This window comes from Ralstonia nicotianae, assembly GCF_018243235.1.
Taxonomy (GTDB): Bacteria; Pseudomonadota; Gammaproteobacteria; order Burkholderiales; family Burkholderiaceae; genus Ralstonia; species Ralstonia nicotianae.
Window position 1 is genome coordinate 1,797,439 of sequence record NZ_CP046675.1, and the last position, 23,457, is coordinate 1,820,895.

At 65.9% G+C, this 23,457-nt stretch carries 21 protein-coding genes; 15 read left to right on the forward strand and 6 right to left on the reverse strand.

The genetic code is table 11. From position 1 onward, the window contains the following. Positions 1-43 precede the first annotated feature (43 nt). Positions 44-2,677 (forward strand): aconitate hydratase AcnA, encoded by a 2,634-nt coding sequence (gene acnA, locus GO999_RS23645; RefSeq protein WP_211907214.1) that lies wholly within the window; start codon positions 44-46, stop codon positions 2,675-2,677. A 37-nt stretch (positions 2,678-2,714) separates the two neighbouring features. Beyond that, entirely contained in the window at positions 2,715-3,611 is an 897-nt protein-coding gene (locus tag GO999_RS23650) for a GntR family transcriptional regulator (protein ID WP_011003643.1), read from the forward strand. Positions 3,612-3,853: 242 nt separating this feature from the next. On the opposite strand, the gene acnB is transcribed toward GO999_RS23650, so the two are convergent. Continuing rightward, positions 3,854-6,445 carry a bifunctional aconitate hydratase 2/2-methylisocitrate dehydratase gene (gene acnB / locus GO999_RS23655; protein WP_211906963.1) on the reverse strand — a complete coding sequence of 864 codons (2,592 nt, stop codon included), beginning with the start codon at positions 6,443-6,445 and terminating at the stop codon, positions 3,854-3,856. A 745-nt stretch (positions 6,446-7,190) separates the two neighbouring features. Here acnB and GO999_RS23660 point away from each other — a divergent pair. Further along, positions 7,191-7,394, forward strand: coding sequence for a YMGG-like glycine zipper-containing protein (locus tag GO999_RS23660; RefSeq protein WP_011003645.1), 204 nt, complete (start codon positions 7,191-7,193; stop codon positions 7,392-7,394). Between the two features lie 69 nt (positions 7,395-7,463). On the opposite strand, the gene GO999_RS23665 is transcribed toward GO999_RS23660, so the two are convergent. Next, positions 7,464-10,148, reverse strand: coding sequence for a putative bifunctional diguanylate cyclase/phosphodiesterase (locus GO999_RS23665; protein WP_087452881.1), 2,685 nt, complete (start codon positions 10,146-10,148; stop codon positions 7,464-7,466). Positions 10,149-10,971: 823 nt separating this feature from the next. On the opposite strand from GO999_RS23665, the gene GO999_RS23670 reads away from it, so the two are divergent. The 3 genes from GO999_RS23670 to GO999_RS23680 all read left to right on the forward strand — a co-directional run bounded on the left by GO999_RS23670 (position 10,972) and on the right by GO999_RS23680 (position 13,406). Beyond that, the gene (locus GO999_RS23670) at positions 10,972-11,262 is read left to right on the forward strand and encodes an H-NS histone family protein (RefSeq protein WP_011003647.1); all 291 of its coding nucleotides are present in this window, start codon (positions 10,972-10,974) and stop codon (positions 11,260-11,262) included. Positions 11,263-11,356: 94 nt separating this feature from the next. Beyond that, positions 11,357-12,085, forward strand: coding sequence for a GntR family transcriptional regulator (locus tag GO999_RS23675; protein WP_211906964.1), 729 nt, complete (start codon positions 11,357-11,359; stop codon positions 12,083-12,085). A 262-nt stretch (positions 12,086-12,347) separates the two neighbouring features. Then, a complete protein-coding gene (locus tag GO999_RS23680) occupies positions 12,348-13,406 on the forward strand; it encodes a porin (RefSeq protein WP_211906965.1) in 1,059 nt (352 codons plus the stop codon). Between the two features lie 84 nt (positions 13,407-13,490). Here GO999_RS23680 and GO999_RS23685 read toward each other — a convergent pair whose 3' ends face one another. Further along, positions 13,491-14,201: a LuxR C-terminal-related transcriptional regulator gene (locus tag GO999_RS23685; RefSeq protein WP_011003650.1), complete on the reverse strand. Its 711-nt coding sequence runs from the start codon at positions 14,199-14,201 to the stop codon at positions 13,491-13,493. Here GO999_RS23685 and GO999_RS23690 point away from each other — a divergent pair. Beyond that, entirely contained in the window at positions 14,177-14,557 is a 381-nt protein-coding gene (locus tag GO999_RS23690; RefSeq protein WP_162906932.1) for a hypothetical protein, read from the forward strand. The two genes, GO999_RS23685 and GO999_RS23690, sit on opposite strands and share 25 nt — an antisense overlap. Positions 14,558-14,685: 128 nt before the next feature. Here GO999_RS23690 and GO999_RS23695 read toward each other — a convergent pair whose 3' ends face one another. From GO999_RS23695 to flgA, 3 genes are all read right to left on the reverse strand, one after another. Continuing rightward, entirely contained in the window at positions 14,686-15,147 is a 462-nt protein-coding gene (locus GO999_RS23695; protein WP_011003651.1) for a flagellar protein FlgN, read from the reverse strand. A gap of 115 nt (positions 15,148-15,262) precedes the next feature. Further along, positions 15,263-15,583, reverse strand: a complete 321-nt coding sequence (gene flgM / locus GO999_RS23700; protein ID WP_011003652.1) for a flagellar biosynthesis anti-sigma factor FlgM — start codon at positions 15,581-15,583, stop codon at positions 15,263-15,265. 102 nt (positions 15,584-15,685) lie between these two features. Continuing rightward, the gene (gene flgA / locus GO999_RS23705; RefSeq protein WP_071011842.1) at positions 15,686-16,573 is read right to left on the reverse strand and encodes a flagellar basal body P-ring formation chaperone FlgA; all 888 of its coding nucleotides are present in this window, start codon (positions 16,571-16,573) and stop codon (positions 15,686-15,688) included. 423 nt (positions 16,574-16,996) lie between these two features. Between flgA and flgB the strand changes: the two genes are divergently transcribed. The 8 genes from flgB to GO999_RS23745 all read left to right on the forward strand — a co-directional run bounded on the left by flgB (position 16,997) and on the right by GO999_RS23745 (position 23,431). Continuing rightward, a complete protein-coding gene (gene flgB, locus GO999_RS23710; protein ID WP_028854073.1) occupies positions 16,997-17,458 on the forward strand; it encodes a flagellar basal body rod protein FlgB in 462 nt (153 codons plus the stop codon). A 161-nt stretch (positions 17,459-17,619) separates the two neighbouring features. Then, positions 17,620-18,027, forward strand: a complete 408-nt coding sequence (flgC, locus tag GO999_RS23715) for a flagellar basal body rod protein FlgC (protein WP_011003655.1) — start codon at positions 17,620-17,622, stop codon at positions 18,025-18,027. A 29-nt stretch (positions 18,028-18,056) separates the two neighbouring features. Next, complete coding sequence (locus GO999_RS23720) at positions 18,057-18,713, forward strand: flagellar hook assembly protein FlgD (protein ID WP_016727717.1); 657 nt, start codon at positions 18,057-18,059, stop codon at positions 18,711-18,713. A gap of 39 nt (positions 18,714-18,752) precedes the next feature. Next, positions 18,753-19,958, forward strand: coding sequence for a flagellar hook protein FlgE (gene flgE, locus GO999_RS23725; protein ID WP_016724339.1), 1,206 nt, complete (start codon positions 18,753-18,755; stop codon positions 19,956-19,958). A gap of 13 nt (positions 19,959-19,971) precedes the next feature. After that, on the forward strand, positions 19,972-20,709 hold the full coding sequence (flgF, locus tag GO999_RS23730; protein WP_011003658.1) for a flagellar basal-body rod protein FlgF: 738 nt from the start codon (positions 19,972-19,974) through the stop codon (positions 20,707-20,709). A gap of 40 nt (positions 20,710-20,749) precedes the next feature. Further along, on the forward strand, positions 20,750-21,532 hold the full coding sequence (gene flgG, locus GO999_RS23735; RefSeq protein ID WP_011003659.1) for a flagellar basal-body rod protein FlgG: 783 nt from the start codon (positions 20,750-20,752) through the stop codon (positions 21,530-21,532). A gap of 32 nt (positions 21,533-21,564) precedes the next feature. After that, the gene (locus tag GO999_RS23740) at positions 21,565-22,299 is read left to right on the forward strand and encodes a flagellar basal body L-ring protein FlgH (RefSeq protein ID WP_011003660.1); all 735 of its coding nucleotides are present in this window, start codon (positions 21,565-21,567) and stop codon (positions 22,297-22,299) included. A gap of 22 nt (positions 22,300-22,321) precedes the next feature. After that, positions 22,322-23,431, forward strand: coding sequence for a flagellar basal body P-ring protein FlgI (locus tag GO999_RS23745; RefSeq protein ID WP_016724337.1), 1,110 nt, complete (start codon positions 22,322-22,324; stop codon positions 23,429-23,431). Positions 23,432-23,457: the final 26 nt, after the last annotated feature.

Genomic DNA, 23,457 nt, shown 5'->3' on the forward strand with positions numbered 1-23,457 from the left:
CACTTTATTGCATTTTTCATCAAACACATGCAAAGATTCTGTCATGGAAAACACCTGCACCCCACCTGAAGCGTCGATCAGCGTGTCAGACGCCACTTATCGCTACGTCGATCTGCCCGCCATGTTCGACAGCGCGCTCACGCGGTTGCCGGTCGTGCTGCGGCTGTTGCTGGAGAACGTTATCCGGAACACGCAAGGTGAAGAACGCCAGCGTGCGGTGAACGGCGTGCTGCGCTGGCTGGACACCGGCACCAGCGAGGAAGAGATCGCCTTCCAGCCGAATCGCGTGCTGATGCACGACACGACGAGCACACCCGCGCTGGTGGACATCGCCGCGATGCGCGACGCGCTGGCCGAAGCCGGCGCCGATCCGGCCGCGCTCAACCCGGTGTTGCCGGTGGATGTGTCGGTTGACCACTCGCTGGCGGTCGAGGCTTACGCGCAGCCCAACGCCGCCGCGCGCAACCTGCGGATCGAGATGCGTCGCAACGCCGAGCGCTACCGCTTCCTGCGCTGGGCGTCGAACACGCTGCGCGGCGTGCGCATCCACCCGCCGGGCACCGGGATCATGCATACCATCAACCTGGAGCAACTGGCGACGGTGGCCACCGTGCAGACCATCGATGGTGCTCGGTGGCTGGTGCCCGATACCCTGATCGGCACCGACAGCCACACGCCGATGATCAACGGCATCGGTGTGCTGGGCTGGGGCGTGGGCGGGCTGGAGGCGCAGACGGTGATGTTCGGCATGCCGGTCATGCAGCGCATTCCGGATGTGATTGGCGTACGGCTGGCCGGTGCGCTGCCGGCCGGTTCGTCGGCCACCGATCTGGCCTTGACGGTGACCAAGGCGCTGCGCGACATCGGCGTGTCGGGCGAGTTTGTGGAGTTCTTCGGCCCCGGTGTTGCCACGCTCACGGCGGGCGAGCGTTCCGTCGTCGCCAACATGGCGCCCGAGTATGGCGCGACCACGGGCTTCTTCCCCGTGGATGCGCAGACGCTGGCGTACCTGCGCGCAACCGGCCGTACGGAACACGCCATTGCACAGGTGGAGGCGCTGCACCGCCGTGCCGGCCTGTGGTTCGACCCCGACAACACGCCGCGCTATACCCGCGTCATTGAGATCGACTTGAGCACCGTGCACCTGCACGTGGCGGGGCCGCGTCGGCCGCAGGATCTGCTGCCCTATACGGAGACGGGGCGTGCGTTGTCCGCTGTCGCTGCGCGTGCGCAGCCGGGCAGGACGCTACCCATGCATCCCGTCGCCATTGCTGCGATCACGAGCTGCACCAATACGTCGGACCCGGCACAGCTCGTCGCGGCCGGGCTGGTCGCGCGCCGCGCGCGTGAACGCGGGTTGCGTGTGCCGGCGTGGGTGAAGACGTCGCTGGCGCCGGGCTCGCCTGCGGCTGCCGAGTATTTGAAACGAGCCGGTTTGATCGATGACCTGGCGGCGGTGGGTTTCGACATCGTCGGCTTTGGCTGTACCACGTGTATCGGCAACCCCGGCCCGCTCACGGCGCCGATCCAGCAGGCCATTGCGCATGGCGAGACGGCGCCGGTTGCTGTGCTCTCAGGCAATCGCAATTTCCCGGGGCGCGTGCACCCGGACCTGAGTCTCGGCTTCATCATGTCGCCGCCGCTGGTGATTGCGTTCGCGCTCGCGGGTGATGCCGCGCTCGACTTGAGCCGCCAGCCGCTGCAAACCACCGCAGACGGCACGCCCGTCTACCTGCGCGATCTGTGGCCGACGCGCGAGGAGATCGACGCGCTGGTCCAGCTTGGCACATCGCCCACGGATTACCGCCGCGCTTTCGCCACCGCCACCGCCAACCCGATGTGGGCCGCGATCGATGCGCCCACGACCGCGCGCTACCCGTGGGATGCGCACTCCACCGCGCTGCGCCGGCCGCCCTTTGCATCGCTGGACGCCGGCAGCCAGCTCGGCGAGTTCGACGCCTACCCGCTGCTCGTGCTGGGCGATGACATCACGACCGATCACATCTCACCGGCCAGTGCGATCCCGAAAGACAGCTTCGTCGCCGATTTCCTTGCCGCGCGCGGTGATGACCGCAACGACCTGAACGTCTTTGCGTCGCGTCGCGGCAACTGGGAGGTCATGGTGCGCGCCGCGTTCTATAACAAGACGCTGGTGAACCTGCTGGCGCCCGATGCGCCCGTCGCCCATACGGTGCACGCACCGAGCGGTGAAGTCATGCCGATCCACGAGGCGGCGCGGCGCTATCACGACGAAGGCGCCTGCGTCGTGTTGCTGGCGGGTGCGCGCTATGGCACCGGCTCGTCGCGTGACTGGGCGGCCAAGGGGCAGCGGCTGCTCGGTATCCGGGCGGTCATTGCGGTAAGCTTCGAGCGCATTCACCGTTCCAATTTGATTGGCATGGGCATCCTGCCGCTGCGGTTTCCGGCGGGCGTGAATCCGCAGGCGCTGGCGATCCGGCCGGGCGACACGGTTCATCTTTCGGCGCTGCCGGAGCGGATCGAACCGCGTTGCACTGTCCCGGTCCGCATCCAGCGCGCGGATGGTCGCGTGGAGACGTTCGAGGCCACCGCCGCCGTGGAGACGCAGCTTGAAACTGCGCTGCTCCGTCGCGGCGGCGTGATCCCCTCGATCCTGGGCGACACGTTAGCGCCGCCACATTCGAGGGCTTCGGTCTGACGCCTCGCAGATGCCCGTGCCCCATGTCTGACGCGCCATGAAGCACGACCGCCCCATCGCTACGCAAATCGTCGATCTCATCCAGGCTGAAGGCCTGGAGGTCGGCTCGCACCTGCCCGCACAGATGATTGCCGACCGGCTGCGCGTGTCGCGCTCGCCCGTGAACGAAGCGCTGGCGCTGCTGCACGAGAAGGGCATCCTGCTGCGCGAGAAGAACCGGGGCTACTTCGTCGCTAAGCCGGTGACGGCGCCTGCATCGGTGGTCGCCACCGAACTGGGCCTGGGCGAAGACGACGTGGTGACCCGCGCGTATTTCCGGATCGCCGACGATCGCCTCAAGGGCCTGCTGCCCGACGCGTTTGCCGAGCAGACGATCCGTATCCGCTACGGCCTGACCATCACGCAGCTCAACAGTGTGCTTGGCCGCATTGCGCAGGAGGGCTGGGCCGAGCGCAAGCCCGGCTACGGCTGGCAGTTCTCGACCATGCTGACCACGCCCGACAGCCTGCTGCAGTCGTATCGCCTGCGGCTCGCGCTGGAGCCGGCGGCATTGCTGGAGCCCGGTTACAGGCTGGACCCGCGTGTCATGGAACGCCTGCGCGCGGCAGAGAACCACCTGTTGGCCGGCGGCATCGAAACCGACACCGCCGACCAGCTCCACGACCGCGGTGTGCGTTTCCATGAATCGCTGGTGGAGGCGTCGGGCAATGCGTTCTTCATCGACACCATCCGCCGCGTCAACCGTGTACGGCGCCTGCTGTCGTACCGCTCAATGCAGCACCGCGAGCGCTACCCCGAGCACGCCAAACAGCATCTGCACATCCTCGACCTGCTCGAACGCGAGCGCAACGAAGAGGCCTCGGACATGATGCGCGCGCACCTGCGCCACACGCTCGACGCCATCTCCAGGATCTCGAACATCCTCGCTCCTTAGCCAACGCTACATAGTGACCCGATGTTCGCCATCGATTCGCTTGACGCCGTTGAGGGTGATCGTTGGTGTTCTTTGATCGGCCAAAGCGCCGTGAAATGTGCTTCGCGGAACCCTGTTCAGTCCTCGCAGGAGGCAGGCGCGCGGCACTGCGGCCCGGTTCGGGTGGCCACCATCAGTCGGACTTGGCGCACCCCGTGGGGGCACGCCTTCATCCGTCCAATTCAGTGCCAACGGTCCGCTATTCAGCTGGCGAGCGCCTTTGCCGTCTCCGCGTATTCTTCGATCTGATCGAAGTTCATGTAGCGATAGACGTTCGCGGCATCACGGTTGATGATGCCCATGGCCTCGTGGTACTCGTCCACCGTCGGGATCTTGCCCAGCTTCGACGCGATGGCCGCCAACTCGGCAGAGGCGAGGAACACGTTCGTGTTCTTGCCCAGACGGTTGGGGAAGTTGCGCGTCGAGGTCGAGACCACGGTTGCCCCTTCACGGACTTGTGCCTGGTTGCCCATGCAAAGGCTGCAACCCGGCATTTCCGTGCGTGCACCGGCAGAGCCAAAGGCGGCATAGTGCCCTTCTTTGACCAGCTCGTTCTGATCCATCTTGGTGGGCGGTGCGACCCACAACTTGACCGGGATATCGCGTTGCCCCTCGAGCAGCCTCGCTGCAGCGCGGAAGTGGCCGATGTTGGTCATGCAGGAGCCGATGAATGCCTCGTCGATCTTTGTTCCCGACACCGCGCTCAACAGCTTGGCATCGTCAGGATCATTGGGGCAGCACAACACCGGTTCTTTCAGTTCATTGAGGTCGATCTCAATGATGGCCGCGTATTCTGCGTCCTTGTCGGCTTCCAGTAGCTGAGGGTTGGCCAGCCAGGCTTCGACTGCATGGATTCGACGCTCAAGCGTACGCTTGTCGGCATACCCATCGGCGATCATGTTCTTCATCAACACGACGTTGCTTCGCAAATACTCGATGACAGGCGCTTGGTCGAGTTTGATCGTGCAACCCGCTGCCGAGCGTTCAGCGCTGGCATCCGAGAGTTCGAAGGCCTGTTCGACCTTCAAATCCGGCAAGCCTTCGATCTCGAGGATGCGACCGGAGAAGACGTTTTTCTTGCCCTGCTTGGCGACCGTCAACAGCCCTTGCTGGATGGCGTAATACGGAATGGCATGGACGAGGTCGCGCAGCGTGACACCCGGCTGCATGCGGCCCTTGAACCGCACCAGCACGGATTCGGGCATGTCCAGCGGCATCACGCCGGTTGCCGCCCCGAACGCGACCAAGCCCGAGCCAGCCGGGAAACTGATGCCGATCGGGAAGCGCGTGTGCGAGTCACCGCCCGTGCCTACGGTATCGGGCAACAGGAGGCGGTTCAGCCAAGAATGGATCACGCCGTCACCGGGTCTCAGCGATACGCCGCCGCGATTGCTGATGAATGTGGGGAGATCCCGATGCGTCTTGACGTCCACGGGCTTCGGATAGGCCGCGGTGTGGCAGAAGCTCTGCATCACGAGATCCGCGCTGAAGCCGAGGCAGGCGAGGTCCTTCAACTCGTCGCGCGTCATCGGGCCGGTCGTGTCCTGCGAGCCGACCGTTGTCATCTTGGGCTCACAGTAGGTGCCAGGCCGCACGCCGTGACCCTCGGGCAGCCCGCAGGCTCGGCCGACCATCTTCTGTGCCAGTGTGAATCCCTTGCCGCTGTCTTCGGGGGACGTCGGCAAGCGGAACACCGTGGAAGTCGGCAGGCCGAGAAACTCGCGCGCTTTACCCGTCAGGCCGCGGCCGATGATCAGGTTGATGCGCCCGCCTGCGCGCACCTCGTCAAGCAGCACATCGCTTTTGAGGTTGAATTCGGCGATCGTTTGTCCGGCTTTGACAAGCTTGCCTTCGTACGGGCGAATCTCCACCACGTCGCCCATCTCAAGCTTGGAGACATCGACCTCGATCGGCAGCGCACCGGAGTCTTCCTGCGTATTGAAGAAGATCGGCGCGATCTTGCCGCCAAGGGTGACCCCGCCAAAGCGCTTGTTGGGGACGAACGGAATGTCCTGGCCCGTGGCCCAGATGACGCTGTTGGTCGCGCTCTTGCGCGAAGAGCCGGTCCCCACGACGTCGCCGACGTAGGCGACGAGATGTCCTTTCTGCTTCAAGTCTTCGATGAACTGGATCGGCCCGCGCTTGCCGTCTTCCTCAGGCTTGAACGCTGCGCCGTCGCGCGTGTTCTTCAGCATCGCAAGCGAATGCAGCGGAATGTCGGGCCGGCTCCAGGCGTCCGGCGCGGGCGAGAGGTCATCCGTGTTGGTTTCACCGGGAACCTTGAACACAGTCACGGTGATCGAAGACGCTACTTCAGGGCGCGAGGTGAACCATTCGGCGTCGGCCCAGCTCTGCACGACTGCCTTCGCGTGCGGATTACCGTCTTTCGCCTTGAGTGCGACGTCATTGAAGAAATCGAACATCAAGAGCGTTTTCTTCAGGCTTTCGGCGGCAATGGCGCCGACCTCCGTATCGTCGAGCAACTCGATCAGCGGGTGCACGTTGTAGCCGCCGACCATCGTGCCCAGGAGCTGAGTCGCTTTGCTCTTCGAGATGAGTTCCACCGTGATGTCGCCGTGTGCCACAGCTGCAAGGAAGCTGGCCTTGACCTTGGCGGCGTCGTCGACACCCGGCGGTACGCGGTGGGTGAGCAATTCCATCAAGAAGCTGCCTTCTTCGGGCGGCGGCGACTTGATGAGTTCGATGAGTTCAGCCACTTGCTGCGCGTTCAACGGCAGCGGCGGGATGCCGAGCGCGGCGCGCTCTGCGACGTGTTGGCGGTAGTTGGCTAGCAAGGCAGGCTCCTCAGCGAATTGCACGCGCGTATGCGCATTGTACTATGGTGGTAAATAGAACATTGTAACACGAGCCTGTGGTGTTGCCCCTGTGGCATAGCGGGCGCCGAACATGTGTTGGGCGGGACTGACACTTGCGGCAAGGATCTCTCTCTCCGCCTGTGTTGCGGCGCACTAATACCTGATGTGCGCGCCACAGGCTTGCGGTTTGAACATCCCGGATGCGTTCCGGATACTCGGCATCCAGCAAGCCTTTGCAGGCGCCTGTCGTGCCTCGTATTCGAAACGAGTCGAACGCTTCACGCGGCTGTCGGGCGCGCCACGGATTTGTCCACAGGACAGCCCAAGCCGCCTGCAAAACCTGCCGCAACCGATTGATGCCAAAGGGTTTGTTGCACGTTGTAACAGCTCGGCATGCTGTGGATAACCGGGGGATGCCCGGGCCATGGCCGCCCTGGCAAGCAGTGTCACCGCGCGGTCGAGCAGGTTGGTGCCCTCCATATCGCGCCGTCACACTGGGTTATGCACAAAACATGTGGATAACTCTGTGGGAAAAACGATTGGACCCGCGTCGCCACAGGCTTGGGTCGGACTTGCTCGGAGATTTGGCAAAAACTGTCATGGTTGTAACCGCCGGCTGTATGCAACGCTTTCTTACAAAGCGATACAGCGCATGCGAAATCGATCGGCCAGACTCCGGGCATGCCATGACGGCATCGCAACCACGCCTTGGAAGGAGAACGATATGACTCGAGTGCTGACGATTCTTTTGGCGACCGCCACCCTGCTGACCGCGACCGGCTGCGCCAACTGGACACCGCGTCAGCGCAACACCGCGATCGGTGCGGGGGTTGGCGCGGTGGCGGGCGCAGCGCTGATCGGCGGGCCGGGCGCCACGCTGGGCGGCGCGGCGCTGGGCGGCCTGGTCGGCAACGTGGCGACGCGCTGATCGCTGCCGGCAGGAAAGGAAGCGGACCCTTGCGGTCCGCCTTTTTTTTTCTTGCGCCTGCGGCCTGCTTCAGATCGAAACGGCACCCTGCGAGCGCAGCAGGCCCTCCATCGCAGGCACTTCGAGCGGCCGCCCGAACAGGAAGCCCTGGACTTCGTCGCAGGCGTGAGCCTCCAGGAAGGCGGTCTGCTCGGGGGTTTCCACGCCCTCTGCCGTGACGGTCATGTTGAGCGCCTGCGCCATGGCGATGATGGTCTTGGTCAGCGCCACGCAGTCCGCCACGGCCGGCACGCCGCTGATGAACGAGCGGTCGATCTTGATATTGTGGATCGGCAGGCTGCGCAGGTACGACAGCGACGAAAAGCCGATGCCGAAGTCGTCGAGCGAGATGCGCACGCCCCGCGTGGACAGGCTGGTCAGCAGGCGCTGGGTGGACAGGCGGTCCGCCAGCAGCACGCTCTCGGTCAGTTCCAGCTCGAGCCGCGAGGGCCGCAGGCCCGAGATCCGGAGTGCGTCCTCGACATCGCGTTCGATCACGCCCGCGTCGCACTGGCGCGCCGAGACATTGACGGCGACCCTGCCGGTGAAGCCCAGATCGCGCTCCCATGCCTGGCCTTGCGCGCAGGCCTGCTGCAAGGCCCAGCGGCCCAGTTCCACGATATAGCCGGACTCCTCCGCCACCGCGATGAACTCGGTCGGCGACACCGCGCCGAGCTCCGGGTCCGACCATCGCATCAGCGCTTCGACGGCCACCAATTCGCGCGTGCCGAGCGCGTACTTGGGCTGATAGACCAGGCGCACCTGCCCGCGCGCCAGCGCGCGCCGCATCCGTTCATTGAGCGTGAAGCGGCGCAGGAGCTGCGTCTCGAGCGCGCGGGAATAGCGGGCCATGCGGTTGCGGCCGTTCTCCTTGGCGCGGTACATGGCGGCTTCGGCCCGGCTGACGAGCGTGGCGGCATCGCTGCCATCCTCGGGGAACATCGCCACGCCGATGCTGGCCGACAGGTGCACTTCGCGCTCGCCGCCAGAGAACGGCTTGGCGAGCGCGTCGAGCACCTGCTGCGCGAGCGTTTCGGCCCTGTCCGGCACGTCGATCGCCACGCAGAACTGGTCGCCGCCCAGCCGCGCCAGCAATGCGCGCTGGCCGACGTCGGCGCGGATGCGCTGCGCCGCCACGTTGAGCACCTGGTTGCCGATGTGATGGCCCATGGCCTCGTTGACGGTCTTGAAGTGGTCCAGCCCGATATACAGCAGCGCCGCCTGCCCGGTGGACGGTAGCGCCAGGCGCGCGTCGAGCCGCTCGATGAAGGCGGCGCGATTGGGCAGGCCGGTGAGCGAATCCTTGGTCTCCAGCAGCCGCAACTGCTCATAGGTGGACCGCTCGGCGGTGATGTCGGTGAAGATGACGAGCACCGCGTGCGGAGACGCGCTGTCCTGCGAGAACATCGGCAGCACCGACTCGCGCAGCCAGACGATCTGTCCGTTGCCGGCCGGCATGCCCACCACGACGTTGTTGACGGCGCGCCCGGTGCGGGCCGCCAGCGTCGACGGCCAGGCTGCGCGCGGCAGGATGCTGCCGTCCTCGGCCAGCATCATGTCGCTCAGCATCAGGCGCGTGCGGCTTTTCCACGAGGCGCCCGACAGGCGCAGGATTTCGGCTGCGCTGCGGTTGTACGACAGCACGCGGCCGTCGGTCGAGAGCGTCAGCACGCCTTCGCTGAGGTGGTTGACCACCAGCCGGTACTGGTCGCGCAGATCCCGCGCCTGCCGGTATTCGCCTTCGAGCCGCAGCAGCTTGGCCAGGGCGCTGACATAGCCGTTGCAGGTGTGGTGCTGGGCGGCATCGTCCGGCGGTCCGTGCTCCTCCGACGGCGATGCGTAGAACAGGCAGAGCAGATCCTCGTCCGGATGCGCCCCGCCATGCTGGGCAGGAATGCGGCAGACCCATGCCGGCAGGGCGATCCCCGGCACGCGGGCCAGGAGGTCGCGCAGGGCGGCGGGCGCGTTGGCAAGCCGCGTCAATTCGACCGGCGGCAGGTCGTTCAGCGCCGGCGCAGCGCGGGCGAGTTCGGCATCGAGCTCGCTCTGCGCCGCGGTGGTCAGTCGTGCGGCGGGGTCGTGGCTGCCGGCCAGCTGGGCGCGCGCGGCCCGCGTGCCGTACAGCCTCACGCGGTTCGACACGACGCGCGCCACGATGCACAGCATCAGCGGCAGCGCCCCTTCCAGCGCGCGCAGCGCGGCGTACAGGCGCTCACCCAGCGACGCCATGGAGGGCAGCGTGGACAGCAGGTGGTCCAGGTGTTCATGCGGCAGCGCCGCACCGATGGCTTCCGGGCTCAGGACCCGCTCGCCGGGCTTGCCCGGCAGTTGCGCATCGAGCGGCAGCGGCAGTCCGTGCACGACGACCTGCTGGGCGGGCATGCCGTCGAAGCGGGTCGGCGTGATGGTCAGGCGGACAGTGGAAGGTGTTCCCGACTGCGCGTCGGGCATGGCGAGGGCCGTTCGCGCGACGTGGGACGGGGCGGCCACGGGGGCTGCGGGCGCTCCCTGCATGTGGGCAGCATCGAGTTGCAGCGACTCGGGGGCATCGAGAAAGAAGCGCGAGAAGGGCTCACCCAGCAGTTGATCGACCGACAGCGCCCGCACCATGCAGACACCCGCTGCATTGGCATACACGATGCGCCCTTCCAGCACCACGTAGAACGGGACTGGAAGGCTTTGTGCAGACAGCGGGTAAGAAAGATCGTCTTGCATCCCACGCTCCATGGGGAACAGGCCCTAGGCACCGCGCAACGAACGGACCCGCGGGTTCGGAGAAGCGCTGCGCTTCATTGGGGCCGCGCGACTGACGGTGAACCGGCGGAAGTGGGGACAACGTACTTCATGATGCGCAAAAGTCGCCTGCAGCGCAAACCCTCATTTTGTGTTCGATGCAACACACGCAGGTGACGGGCACACAGGCCGGCGGAACGCAGGGCGCAGTCATCGCGCCGATGCGGGAATGCGGGCTCGTGAATTGCGGCGGATACGGTAAAGCGCTGTTGAATCCGGTGAAGCGTCAATGCGGTTTCCGTTGCGCGCATCATCAATATGTGCATGCGCTTCGCCAAGATGAAATAGGGAATCAAGCGCTCGATCGGAGATTCCGGAAAAAATACCGGGTGGCCGCAAACGCCACGCATGCCGGTAATCCCATGAGCGAAATCGGGTTGAAAAAAACAGCGGAGTCAGCTTGGAATCATTGTTGTCCTCTACAACTGTCCGGCGGATGCGGGACGATTCTGTATGCGCTTTGCGCTGTCTGTATTGCGGGACCCATCCCAGCTTGCTAATGTGACTGCACTGAAATGCGGTGCGATGCGGGTTTGCAGTCTTGCATGATTGCTTAGGGATTTCCCGGTAGTCAATCCGACTTTCTGATTGTGCACCCGCATCCGGCATGCCCGGCTTGAGCCGCGGCGGTCAATGCCACGATTCTTAACAATTGGCTGAGCTAAAAAGACGTTGAATTTTCATTTCAGTTATGAATACAATTGAACTAATATCTGATCCATCGGAAACTTCACAGGAAGCGCACATGCCGACATACAAGGAATTGGTTGCTCAAAAGGCCAAGCTTGAAGAACAGATTGAAGCGGCTCGCTCCAAAGAGCTGGAGGCGGTCATTCAACAAGTCCGTCAAACCGTGGCCGAATATGGATTGACGGCGGAAGACCTGGGCCTGGCACCGCGCCGCGGTCGCCGTGCCGGTGCCAAGGCGCCGGTGCCGCCCAAGTATCGCGATCCGAAGACGGGCGCAACGTGGTCGGGCCGTGGCCGTGCTCCGGCCTGGATCGGCAAGAACCGCGACCGGTTCCTGATTGCCTGATCCGTTGCATTGCGCGTGACGGCCCGCCATCCGGCGGGCCGTTTGCTTCCGGCGTGTCGCCGCTTCGTGTTGCCGTTCCTGTTATAACGTCGGCATGACGCCTCGCCTGCCCAAATACCTTGAACTGGCTGACCGCATCCGGCTCGATATCCTGCACGGTGCCTTGCCGGCCGGCAGTGTCGCGCCCAGCGAGAACGAAGTCGCGCAGTGCTACGGCGTGTCGCGCCTGACCGCGCGTCGTACGCTCAACGAGCTGGCGCAGCGCGGCCTGCTCAAGCGCTCGCGCGGGCAGCGCAGCGTGGTGCTCGATCGTGTCGGGCCGCATCGCCCCGTGCTGTACGCTCCGGGGCAGTCGGACGCGGCGCTCGAATACGTGCCGGGGGCGGTTTACAGCGTCAGCGCGTTCCGCCAGGAGACGGCCGACGCGACCGTGGCGGCCGCGCTGGATCTGCCGGTGGGTGCGCCGGTGGCGCATGTGGAGCGCCGGGCTCGGGTTGACGGAGCCCCCATCATGCTGCTGCGGACATGGCTGACATCGCGGCTGGCGGCCATGCTGGAGGCGCGCGATTTCGAGGACCGCCTGTTCGTCCAGGTCTTCCAGCGCGCCAACCTGGCTATCGCGCGCTCGCGCGAGGCGCCGCTGGCCTGCGTGGCGGACGCGTACCAGGCGCGCGAGCTTGATGTGGCGCCGGGGGTGCCCCTGGTGCGCGTGCGCCGTATCGGCTACAGCGTCGCCGATGTGCCGATTTCCCTGACTTACTGCGACTTTTCCCCCGAGCGCTATACGCGCGAAGTGGATATCCGCGTATTGCAGACCGATTGAGCGGCCGAGACTGGCGCCGCGCCAGTGCGGTGCAGAAAACCGCACGGTGAGGGGACTTGTCTGCTGGACGTGATCAAGCTGGGCCCTGAGGCTTTGGCCGCCGGCGTGTCCTGATGTGTCCGGCTTCCGCTGCGAGACGTGCCGTTGCGGTTCTGGCACGGCTGTTGCATTGCATCGCGACGATTTCAGCGGGGCAGGTTGAGCCGCCAGCCTCGTGCAACGACATTCAACACAACGGAACCACAAGCGGGAGAAATCACCCATGCAATTGACGCAACGTTTCAAGCTGGCCGCCGTGGCGGCGGCGGCCGGTCTCGTCAGCGCGGCCCATGCCCAATCGTCCGTGACGCTCTACGGCCAGGTCGATGCCTGGGTCGGCGTGCAGAAGGGCCTCGACTCCAGCCGCGCCGGCGTGGTCAACCCCGGCGGCATGTCCACCTCCTACTGGGGCCTCAAGGGCAGCGAAGACCTCGGCAACGGCCTCAAGGGCATCTTCTCCATCGAGGCCTTCTTCCGCCCCGACACCGGCCGCGCCGGCCGCTTCGACGGCGACAACTTCTTCGCCCGCAATGCCTATGTCGGCCTGGCCTCGAACACCTGGGGCTCCATCAAGCTCGGCCGCAACACCCCGCCTTACTTCGTCTCCACCATCCTCTTCAACCCCTTCGTCGACTCCTACACCTTCTCGCCCGCGGTGTTCCACACCTACATCGGCAACGGCCTGTCGGGCGCGGCTGGCATCTCCGGCCTGGTGGGCGATTCGGGCTGGAACAACTCGATCCTGTATTCCACCCCCGACTTCAACGGCCTGAGCGCCAACCTGATCTACGGCGCCGGCGAGCAGGCCGGCCACAACGGCCAGAACAAGTGGGGCGGCAGCCTGCTGTACTTCCACGGCAACTTCGCGGCCACGGCCGCCTACCAGCAGGTGCGCTTCGACGCCAGCCCCGGCGACCTGAGCACCATCGTGGTGGGCTTCACGCGCCAGGACGCGGCCCTGCTGGGGGCGACCTACGACTTCGGCGTGGTCAAGCTGTACGGCCAGTACCAGCACATCAAGAACACCATCTCGACGGGCGACACGAAGGCCAACGGCGGCCAGCTGGGCGTGTCGGTGCCGCTGGGCGCGGGCAGCATCCTCGCGTCGTACGCGTACACCAAGACCTCGGGCGCGGCCGAGGTCAAGCGCAACACCTGGGCGATCGGCTACGACTACGCGCTGTCCAAGCGCACCGACCTGTATGCGGCCTACTTCCGCGACAAGGTCACTTCGCTATCGACCGCCGACACCCTGGGCGTGGGCATGCGGGCCAAGTTCTAAGCCGATCGTTTCCTTGTCACCGTCCGCAACGCGACTGTGCGGACGGCGCTTCATGCGGCGTCCCTCGGGGCGCCGCTTTTTGCGTCAGCCGGTGCGCGCGAGGCGCGCGGGCGTGGCGTAGGCAGGTGCCTCGACCAGCCGCGGATGGCTCATGAGCATCGCGCCGCGCTGCGTGGCGACGAAGACGGCCTCGGTCCGGCTGCGCACTTCCAGGCGGCGATACAGGGCATTGATATGCGCCTTGGTCGTGGCTTCGGAAATGCCGAGCATGCGGCTGATGGTTTTGACCGGGTGTCCGCGCGACAGCAGCACGAGGATTTCATATTGCCGTTGCGTCAATCCCAGCAATGCGCAATCGTCGTGGCCGGCGCGGTTTGCCCCGAGCGGCATATCCGGTCGGGCCAGTACGACGGAGGCGGGTACATAACGGCCTCCGGCGAGTACTAATTCCAGCGCCGCGGCGATTAATTTTCCGGCATAGCTCCTGAGCAGATATGCCGAGATATTCAATTGCATCAGCGCGCGCACATGCGCGGGCGAGTCGCTTTCGCCCAGCACCGCAATATGTCGAGGGTGGGGCTGCTGCAGAAGCCTGGTCAGCGCCGGAATATCGTCGATGCCGGGCAAGGGCAGTCCGATCAGGGCCAGTTCGGCGTCCGCATGCGCGGCGAGATTCTCGAAAAGGGCTTCGTCCGGCTCCACGCTGATGACTTGGGAAACCGCCGGCAGGGACTGCAAGACATGAGTTGCCCCGGCACGGACCAAGGGATGTGCTTCCACTACGATTGATTTCACTGCGCCGCCTGTCTGGTCATGGTTATGTGCCCATTCCGGAATATTCCGGCCGATTGCCCATTTGGATCAGCGGGATCCAAATCATGGCAGATGCGGCCGGCGGAAACGCAATGGTGCATGGCTTCGGTATCTTCCCCGTTCAACCGGCAATCACCGCGGACGGTGCTGTCGGGCCGAAACCTTTTTCAACATTTCAAAAACCGTTTCCGTCCGGTTTTCGGTTATTTCGCCAGGCGCGGAGGATAAACCCCGCAGAAATGCGCAGAATAAATCCCCAGCTTGCTTGTTGCACCCATCAATGGGATGTAAACCTTTTTGTTTACCCCAATCGGGCGCTGTGCAGCCGCCATACATAGCAGGCTTGGGGAGGAGATGCTATCCGCACTTCATGCCATTGCACTCCGGATCGGGTTCAGGCATGCGCGGACGCGGCGGGCAGACAGGCACGGCAGCAGTTGCCGGCCAAGAGGAGGAGGAGGGGGGCTTATTGCGCGACGATCGAGAAGCGCGGCATCGACAGCGGCTGCTTGCCGTCCCGGCCATAAGGCGTGCCGCCGCCGTTGTTGGCGGCATGCAGCACCGCCAGGGCATTCTGCGTGGCGCGCAGGCGCAGCGCGATCAGGGTGCCGTTGTCCAGATTGCGCTGGCGCAGGGCGGCGGCCAGTGCCAGGTTTTCATCGAACAGGCGGCTGGCGGTTGCATCCGAGCGCAGGTATTTCACCAGGCCGTACGGATCGGCGGCGCCGTGTTGCGCCCACCACAGGCGGCGCTCGCGGTCCGCTTCGGTCAGGCGGCTCAGTTGCTGCTGCTTGGTCTCGGTGATGCGTTCCAGTTCGACCATGTCGCCGTCATGCAACGCCCGGGTTTCCGCTTCGAGCGTTTGCGTGGCCGCGCGCAGCAGGGCCTGTTCATCGCTCAGGGTACGGATCAGTAGCGTGTTGTCCATGCGAGGCTCCGGCGAAAAGACGGCAGACGCCAGCCGGCACGTCGCCCTGCCGCGGTCAGCCCTGTCGGGCCGGCGGCACTAGAAAGAAATGGGAAGGCGGGACGGGATGGGACCGTCAGACCGGCCTGGTTTGCGCGGACAGCAGCGACTGGGCGTCCGACAGCACGCCGTCGGCGATTTTCGAGGCGTCCATCTTCAGCGTGCCGTCCTGGATGGCGGCGCGGATCTGCTCGACGCGCGCTGCGTCGAAATCGCCGCTGCCCACCTGACGCGAGACCTGCTGCACCGACAGCGACGGCGTGCCGTCGTTCTGGCTGCTCGAACGCGTGCCGCGGGCGGCACCGGTCGAGGCGGTTCCCGCCGCGCGCGTCGACCCGGACGCTGCGTCCTTGGTCGGCGTGATGGCCGGCGAGTTGTTGACTTGGTTGATTTTCACGGGTGTCTCCGAAGAGCGCGTTCATCCTAACACCCATATCGGCCGGCTCCGGCGCAAACTTTAGTGCGCCGGCAACACTGCGTGAAAAGTGACTTATAGTGCTCAAAACTGGACCGCCACCACGCCCGCCGACTGCGCGATGCCTGAAATGACGTTGCCGTTGGCAGTGCGGACCTGGGCGACCTGCCCGACGGCGGCCTGGTTCAGTGCCCGGCCGTCGCTGGTGACCTGGAAGCCGCCGCCGTCGGCAACCAGCTTCACGGTCTGTCCGGCCTGGACGGCGATCGGCATGCGCAGGCTCTCGGCGCGCAGCGGCTGGTTGGGCGCCAGGCTGGTCAGCAGGACCCGGCCCACGGCGTCCGCCGGCTGCAGGATCACCGAGGGCGGCAGGGCGGAGAGGTCGCCGGTGCGGGCCTCGAGGTCGCCCATGTCGAGTGTTTTGCCCGGCGGCAGCTGGCGGGCGGCGACGTAGTAGGTCCCGCTGATCTGGATCGTGGCCGGCACCCACGCCGCCCACGTGTGCGGCGAGCGGCAGCGCACGCCCACTTGTATACGGCCGCGCAGGCGGTTGGCGGGGGGCAGCATCAGTTCGACCTGGTCGCAGGGCTGGTTGGCCACGCGCGGGTCGACGGCGCCGACGTCCACCGAGGCGCGCGAGCCGCCACCGTCGGTGGTGCCGTTGAGGATGTCCAGCTGCGATTGCAACTGCTGCTGGATCTGCATCTGGATGGCGGTGGGCCCCTGGATGGTGGTCGCCGCCTGGGCGGGTGCCGCCGCGGCGTTGGCCGGGGCATAGCCGACGCGCATCATCTGCTGCGCGTGGGCCCGGCCCGGATGGGCGACGCTGGCCAGCAGGCCCAGCGCCAGGACCAACAGCAGCCCACGGCGACGCGCGGCCGGCGGCAGGGCCTGGGCGCGGGCGATCGCGCCGGGGCGCCGGGCAACGGCGGGGTTCGGGTCGTAAGCGCTGCGTGCGGGTCGCGTGGACATGGGCGGTCCTCCATCGAAACTGCGGTGAAGTGTAGCCATGCGCGCGGGAGCGCCAAATCCGGAAATGTCGGCGAATCCCCCCCTTATTCCTCCGAATGCACTTGCGCACCGGCCCCTAGACTTTGCAACGTGGTGAAGTCCCTGGCACCGCGCGAGGCCGTCTCCAAGCCATGCTGGAGCCGTCGTCGCACGGGCTGCCCCGGAGCCGGGTTTCCCGGCCGGCGCCGGAACCGCAGGCCGGGTGCGCGCCACTGAGGCTGCATGACGGCAACTTCAGCAACATCGCAATACAAGCAATACAGCGTCTCTGGCGGACGGCATCGGTGGTTTTGAAGGGGCCGCCGGTGCCACTCCTCCGGAGCGCCCCGAGAACAGGAACCCCGGCGGGTGGCAGCCAAGGCGCCACGCGAGGACATGAAAGACATGGTCGACAAACTGGATCAACTGTTCGGCTTCCAGGAGCAGGCGCTGCGGCTGCGTTCGCAGCGGCACCAGCTGCTGGCATCGAACATCGCCAACGCGGATACGCCGAGCTACAAGGCGCGCGATTTCGATTTCCAGTCCGCACTGCAGAAGGCCGCCGGCCAGCAGAGCGGCAACAGCCTGCCGATGACGGCCACCGCGGCCGGCCATCTGACGGCGGCCGGCGCGCCGGCGGGTGACGTGGTGCCGATGCAGGCGTCGCTGTCGGCGCAGTCGAAGGCCGATCCGCTGCAGGGCGAGGTGCAGTACCGCACGTCGCAGCAGCCTTCCATCGACGGCAACACGGTCGACATGGACGGCGAGCGCATGCGCTTTGCCGACAACACGGTGCGTTACGAGGCGGACCTGTCCATCGTGACGGCCAAGATCAAGTCGATGCTGGCTGCGATCCAGAGCAGCTAGCCGGCAACGGCGGAGCAGGACGACCGCGTCGCGGCAGCGGCGCGGCGAAAAAAGGGTGGGAAGCGCGCGGCGCCCCGGACCGGGCGGCATCGGCCCGGTGGGCGCCCCCGCGTGATGAACGGATCGAATCCGGCAATGCATTCAACGACAGCGGAACCGACATGTCGCTATTCAAGGTAATGGATGTGGCTGGCAGCGCGCTCACCGCGCAGTCCAAGCGCATGAACGTGGTGGCCTCCAACCTGGCCAACGCGGAAAGCGTGACGGGGCCCGATGGCACCGCTTACCGCGCCAAGCAGGTGGTGTTCTCGCCCGAGCAGGAAACCGACGGTTACGCCACCGGCGTGTCGGTCGACCGCGTGGTGGAGGACACCGTCACCCCCATGAAGCGCATGCACCAGCCGGGCAACCCGCTGGCCGATGCCGACGGCTACGTGACGATGCCGAACGTGGACGTGGTCGACGAGATGGTCAACATGATTTCCGCGTCGCGCTCGTACCAGGCCAACGTGGAGGTCGCCAATACCACCAAGACGATGGCGGCCAAGGCCCTGACCCTGGGCCAGTAACCCACCCCAACGCTTAGCGAGACACGACCATGACCGTCAGCTCCACCACCAGCACGACCAGCACCAGCAGCACGACCAGCACCACCGGCATCACCTCGCAGACCGGCACCGACCTGCAGAACACGTTCATGCAGTTGCTGGTCGCTCAGCTGAAGAACCAGGATCCGCTCAACCCGATGGACAACTCGCAGCTGACCTCGCAGCTCGCGCAGATCAATACCGTCAACGGCATCGCGCAGCTGAACACGACGATGTCCAGCATGGCCACGCAGAGCGCCGCCTCGCAGGCCTCGTCGCTGATCGGCCGGACCGTGGAGGTGCCGTCGTCGACGCTGACGCTGTCGTCCAGCTCGGCCAGCTTCGGCGTCTCGGTGCCGAACGGCGCCGACGACGTGGTCGTCACCATCAAGAATGCTTCCGGGACGACGGTGCGCACCGTCGATCTGGGCCAGGTCTCCGCCGGCACGTCCAACTACACCTGGAACGGCAAGGACGACAAGGGCAATACGCTGTCGGACGGCACCTACACGATCTCGGTGGCCGCCACGCTGAGCGGCTCGACCACCACGGCCAGCGCGCTCGGCACCGACAAGGTGACCGGCGTGACCATCAACAGTGGTACCACGCTGCTGCAGCTTGCCTCGGGCGGAACGACCAAGTTGTCCAACGTCACCACCATCCAGTAACGGGTCGAACCCGCTTTTCATTCTCCACGGGAGCACACAATGGGATTCCAGCAAGGCCTGAGCGGTCTCGACGCCGCCTCGAAGAACCTCGACGTGATCGGCAGCAACGTCGCCAACGCCAACACGGTCGGCTACAAGAAGTCGACGGCCGAGTTCGGCGACGTGTATGCGCGTTCGCTGGTCGGCGCCTCCGACAACCAGATCGGCCAGGGCGTGGACGTGACCAAGGTGTCGCAGTCGTTCACGCAGGGCAACGTGACCGTGACCGGCAACCCGCTGGACATCGCCATCAACGGCACCGGCTTCTACCGGATGGTCGACGCGTCGAGCGGGCAGGTGTCGTACACCCGCAACGGCCAGTTCCAGACCGACAAGAACGGCTACATCATCTCCGCCACCGGCCAGAACCTGACCGGCTACGGCGTGGATGCGACCGGCAAGATCAACACCGCCGTGCTGACCAACCTGCAGATCCCGGTGAACGATCTGGCGCCGCTGGCGACCACCAACACCGCGTTCTCCATCAACCTCGATGCCGCCGGCACGGTGCCGACCACCACGCCGTTCTCGGCCACCAACTCGGCCACGTTCAACCACTCGGTGTCCGAGCAGGTGTACGACGGCACGGGCACGTCGCACATGCTGACCAACTATTACGTGCGCACGGCCACCGGCTGGGATGTGTACTCGCAGGTGGACGGCGCCAATCCGACTGGCGGCAACCCGGTCACGTCGCTGACCTTCAACAGCAGCGGCGTGCTGACCTCGTCGCCGAGCAAGGTGGCGGTGGCCTTCGCGGGCATGAGCATCGCCAACATGGACTTCACCGGCACCACGCAGTACGGCGGCGGCTTCAACGACACCACCGTCTCGCAGGACGGCTACGCCACCGGCCGCCTGGCCAGCTACTCGGTCGGGACCGACGGCACCATCACGGGCCGCTACTCCAACGGCCGCACGTCGACGCTGGGCCAGATCGCCATGACCAACTTCAAGGCGCCGGACGGGCTGCAGAACATCGGCGGCAACCAGTGGGTGGAGACGGCCGAGTCGGGCGCGCCGCAGATGGGCACGCCGGGCATGGGCTCGTTCGGCCTGCTGCAGTCGTCGGCGGTGGAGCAGTCCAACGTGGACCTGAGCGCCGAGCTGGTCAACATGATCGTCGCGCAGCGCTCGTACCAGGCCAACGCGCAGACCATCAAGACCGAGGACACCATCCTCCAGACCCTGGTGAGCATGCGCTGAGTAGGAGCCCCGCATGGACCGCATGATCTACGTGGCGATGACTGGCGCGAAACACCTGTTCGACCAGCAGGCCGCCAGCGCCAACAATCTCGCCAACTCCAGCACCACGGGCTTCAAGGCCCAGATCGACGCGTTCCATACGGTGGGCGTGCAGGGCGACGGCTCGCCGACGCGCAGCTTCGTGATGGCGTCGGCGATCGGCACCGACATGACGCCGGGCCCGATCGAGACCACCGGCCGCAGCCTGGACGTGGCCATCGACGGGCAGGGCTTCTTTGCCGTGCAGACCGCCGACGGTGGCGAGGCCTACACCCGCGCCGGCGCGTTCCAGGTGGGGGCGGACGGCACCATCCAGACGCTGTCCGGCCAGCCGGTGCTGGGCGACGGCGGTCCGGTCACGCTGCCGCCCGACACCACCGTGCAGTTCGCCAAGGACGGCACGATCAACGCGATCAGCGCGGACAACCGCACGCCGCCCGTGTCGCTGGGGCGGCTCAAGCTGGTGAGCATCGATCCGTCCAACGTCGACCGCGGCACCGACGGCCTGTTCCGGCAGCGCGACGGCCAGGATGCCAACGTGGACGAGCGCGTGCGCATCACCGGCGGCGCGCTGGAAGGCAGCAACGTCAGCCTGACCGATTCGCTGGTCAACATGATCGAAATCTCGCGCCAGCTGGAGCTGCAGATGAAGGCCCTGCACACCGGCGACACCAATGCCCAGTCGGCCAACGAATTGCTGCGCCACGCCTGACACGGCGGGCCTCTGAATTGATTCAACCAAGGACTCGAACATGATTCGCTCCCTGTGGATTTCCAAGACCGGGATGGACGCCCAGCAATCGCAGCTGGATGTCATCTCGAACAACCTGGCGAACGTCAACACGACGGGCTTCAAGCGCTCGCGCGCCGTGTTCGAGGATCTGCTGTACCAGAACGTGCGCGAGCCCGGTGCGCAGTCGTCGCAGCAGACCACGCTGCCCTCCGGCATGCAGATCGGCACCGGCACGCGCATCGTCGCCACCGAGCGCCTGCATACCCAGGGCAACCTGCAGCAGACCGGCAACTCGACCGACGTGGCCATCAACGGCAACGGCTTCTTCCAGGTGCAGATGCCGGACGGCACGCTGGCCTACACGCGCGACGGCAGCTTCCAGATTAACGCGCAGGGCCAGCTGGTGACCTCCAGCGGCTACCCGGTGCAGCCGGCCATCACCGTTCCGCAGAACGCCACCAGTCTGACCGTCGCCAAGGATGGCACGGTGACGGTGACGACGCCGGGCGCGGTGAACTCCACCCAGGTGGGCACGTTCCAGCTGGCCAACTTCATCAACCCGGCCGGCCTGCGCAGCATGGGCGAGAACCTGTACGCCGAGACCGAGGCGTCGGGCACGGCCAACCTGGCCGCGCCGGGCTCCAACGGCATCGGCGTGCTCAACCAGAACTACGTGGAAACGTCCAACGTGAACGTAGTGGAAGAGATGGTCAACATGATCCAGACGCAGCGCGCGTACGAGATCAACAGCAAGGCGGTGCAGACCTCCGACCAGATGCTGGAGAAGCTGGCGCAGCTCTGAGCGCGCCGGTGCTGTTCTAAGGACGTTTCGCGATGCATACCCCCCCGGTTTTCTCGCTCCTGCACGGCGGCCGCGCCGTGCGAATCCTGCGCCTGGCCGCGCTCGGCACGGCGAGCCTGCTCGCCGCGGCGTGCGGCATGCTGCCGCCGCCGGAGCCGATCGTGCAGGGCCCGACCACCGCGCGCCCGCCGATGCCGGTGATGGCGCCGCGCCAGAACGGGGCGATCTACCAGGAGGTGGCATCGGGCAGCGGCGGCTTCCGCGGCATGTTCGAAGACCGCCGCGCGCACATGGTGGGCGACACCATCACCATCGTCATCACCGAGAACACCGCGGCCAGCAAGCAGACCTCCGGCAGCGTGGACCGCAGCGGCAGCAAGACCACTTCGGTGCCGACCTTCGCGGGCATGAACCCCGGCGTGCTGTCGCTGCTGGGCGTGTCGGCCAGCGATGCCAACAAGTTCGACAGCAAGGGCGCCAACGGCGCGACCAACAACTTCACCGCCACCATCACCGTGACGGTGGTGGAGGTGCTCTCCAACGGCAACCTGGTCGTCAGCGGCGAGAAGCAGATGGCCGTGGGCCAGGGCACCGAGTCGATCAAGTTCTCGGGCGTGGTCAACCCGACCACCGTCAACAACCAGAACACCGTGCTGTCGACCCAGGTGGCGGACGCCCGCATGGAATACCGCGGTACCGGCTATGTGGCCGAAGCCCAGCAGATGGGCTGGCTGTCGCGGTTCTTCCTGAGCGTTTCTCCATTCTGAATGCCGTGCTGAGGAATCCGTCATGAAGACACTGCATCGATGCATCGGCGTGGCCCTGCTGGCACTGGGCGCCCTGGCGGGCACCGCGCATGCCGACCGCATCAAGGACCTGACCACCATTGCCGGCGTGCGCGAGAACGCGCTGATCGGCTACGGCCTCGTCGTCGGCCTGGACGGCAGCGGCGACCAGACCACGCAGACGCCGTTCACCATCCAGAGCTTCAACAACATGCTCTCGCAGTTCGGCATCAACGTGCCGAGCGGCTCGAGCATCCAGCTCAAGAACACCGCCGCCGTGGTGGTGACGGCCTCGCTGCCCGCGTTCGTGCGGCCGGGCCAGACCATCGACGTGACGGTGTCGTCCATCGGCAATGCCAAGAGCCTGCGCGGCGGCACGCTGCTGCTGACGCCGCTCAAGGGCGTGGACGGCCAGCTCTACGCGCTGGCGCAGGGCAACGTCGTGATCGGCGGCGCGGGCGCGTCGGCCAACGGCAGCAAGGTGCAGATCAACCAGCTCGGCGCCGGCCGCATCGCCAACGGGGCGACGGTGGAGCGCACCGTGCAGGCGACGGTGGGCGAGGCCGGCAGCATCCAGCTCGATACCGGCACGACGGATTTCGGCACCGTGCAGAACATCGTCAACGCCATCAACAAGCAGTTCGGCGCGGATACCGCCGAGGCCGCCGACGGCCGCACCGTCAACGTGCGCGCGCCGGCGCTGGCCGCCGACCGTGTCGGCTTCGTGGCCAAGCTGCAGAACATCGAGGTGACGCCGGCCCAGGCGGCGGCGCGCGTGGTCGTCAATGCGCGCACCGGCTCGGTGGTGATGAATCAGCAGGTCAAGCTCGAGCCCTGCGCGGTGGCGCACGGCAACCTGTCGGTCACCATCAGCACGGAGCCGGTGGTCAGCCAGCCGGCGCCGTTCTCGCAAGGCCAGACGGTGGCGGGCGCGCGCTCGAACATCGAGGTCAAGCAGCAGGGCGGCAGCCTGATCAACGTCAAGGGCGGCACCAACCTGGCCGATGTGGTCAAGGCCATCAACGCCATCGGCGCCAACCCGCAAGACCTGATCTCCATCCTGCAGGCGATGAAGGCGGCCAATGCGCTGCGCGCCGACCTGGAAATCATCTAAGCGCCCGGCGTTGCGGAGTTTGCCAT

Excerpts from the sequence above, each read along its gene's own strand:
- acnA (WP_211907214.1), top strand. The coding sequence starts at position 44 with ATGGAAAACACCTGCACCCCACCTGAAGCGTCGATCAGCGTGTCAGAC.
- GO999_RS23650 (WP_011003643.1), top strand. The coding sequence starts at position 2,715 with ATGAAGCACGACCGCCCCATCGCTACGCAAATCGTCGATCTCATCCAG.
- GO999_RS23660 (WP_011003645.1), top strand. The coding sequence starts at position 7,191 with ATGACTCGAGTGCTGACGATTCTTTTGGCGACCGCCACCCTGCTGACC.
- GO999_RS23665 (WP_087452881.1), bottom strand. The coding sequence starts at position 10,148 with ATGCAAGACGATCTTTCTTACCCGCTGTCTGCACAAAGCCTTCCAGTC.
- GO999_RS23670 (WP_011003647.1), top strand. The coding sequence starts at position 10,972 with ATGCCGACATACAAGGAATTGGTTGCTCAAAAGGCCAAGCTTGAAGAA.
- GO999_RS23675 (WP_211906964.1), top strand. The coding sequence starts at position 11,357 with ATGACGCCTCGCCTGCCCAAATACCTTGAACTGGCTGACCGCATCCGG.
- GO999_RS23680 (WP_211906965.1), top strand. The coding sequence starts at position 12,348 with ATGCAATTGACGCAACGTTTCAAGCTGGCCGCCGTGGCGGCGGCGGCC.
- GO999_RS23695 (WP_011003651.1), bottom strand. The coding sequence starts at position 15,147 with ATGGACAACACGCTACTGATCCGTACCCTGAGCGATGAACAGGCCCTG.
- flgA (WP_071011842.1), bottom strand. The coding sequence starts at position 16,573 with ATGTCCACGCGACCCGCACGCAGCGCTTACGACCCGAACCCCGCCGTT.
- flgB (WP_028854073.1), top strand. The coding sequence starts at position 16,997 with ATGGTCGACAAACTGGATCAACTGTTCGGCTTCCAGGAGCAGGCGCTG.
- flgC (WP_011003655.1), top strand. The coding sequence starts at position 17,620 with ATGTCGCTATTCAAGGTAATGGATGTGGCTGGCAGCGCGCTCACCGCG.
- GO999_RS23720 (WP_016727717.1), top strand. The coding sequence starts at position 18,057 with ATGACCGTCAGCTCCACCACCAGCACGACCAGCACCAGCAGCACGACC.
- flgE (WP_016724339.1), top strand. The coding sequence starts at position 18,753 with ATGGGATTCCAGCAAGGCCTGAGCGGTCTCGACGCCGCCTCGAAGAAC.
- flgF (WP_011003658.1), top strand. The coding sequence starts at position 19,972 with ATGGACCGCATGATCTACGTGGCGATGACTGGCGCGAAACACCTGTTC.
- flgG (WP_011003659.1), top strand. The coding sequence starts at position 20,750 with ATGATTCGCTCCCTGTGGATTTCCAAGACCGGGATGGACGCCCAGCAA.
- GO999_RS23740 (WP_011003660.1), top strand. The coding sequence starts at position 21,565 with ATGCATACCCCCCCGGTTTTCTCGCTCCTGCACGGCGGCCGCGCCGTG.
- GO999_RS23745 (WP_016724337.1), top strand. The coding sequence starts at position 22,322 with ATGAAGACACTGCATCGATGCATCGGCGTGGCCCTGCTGGCACTGGGC.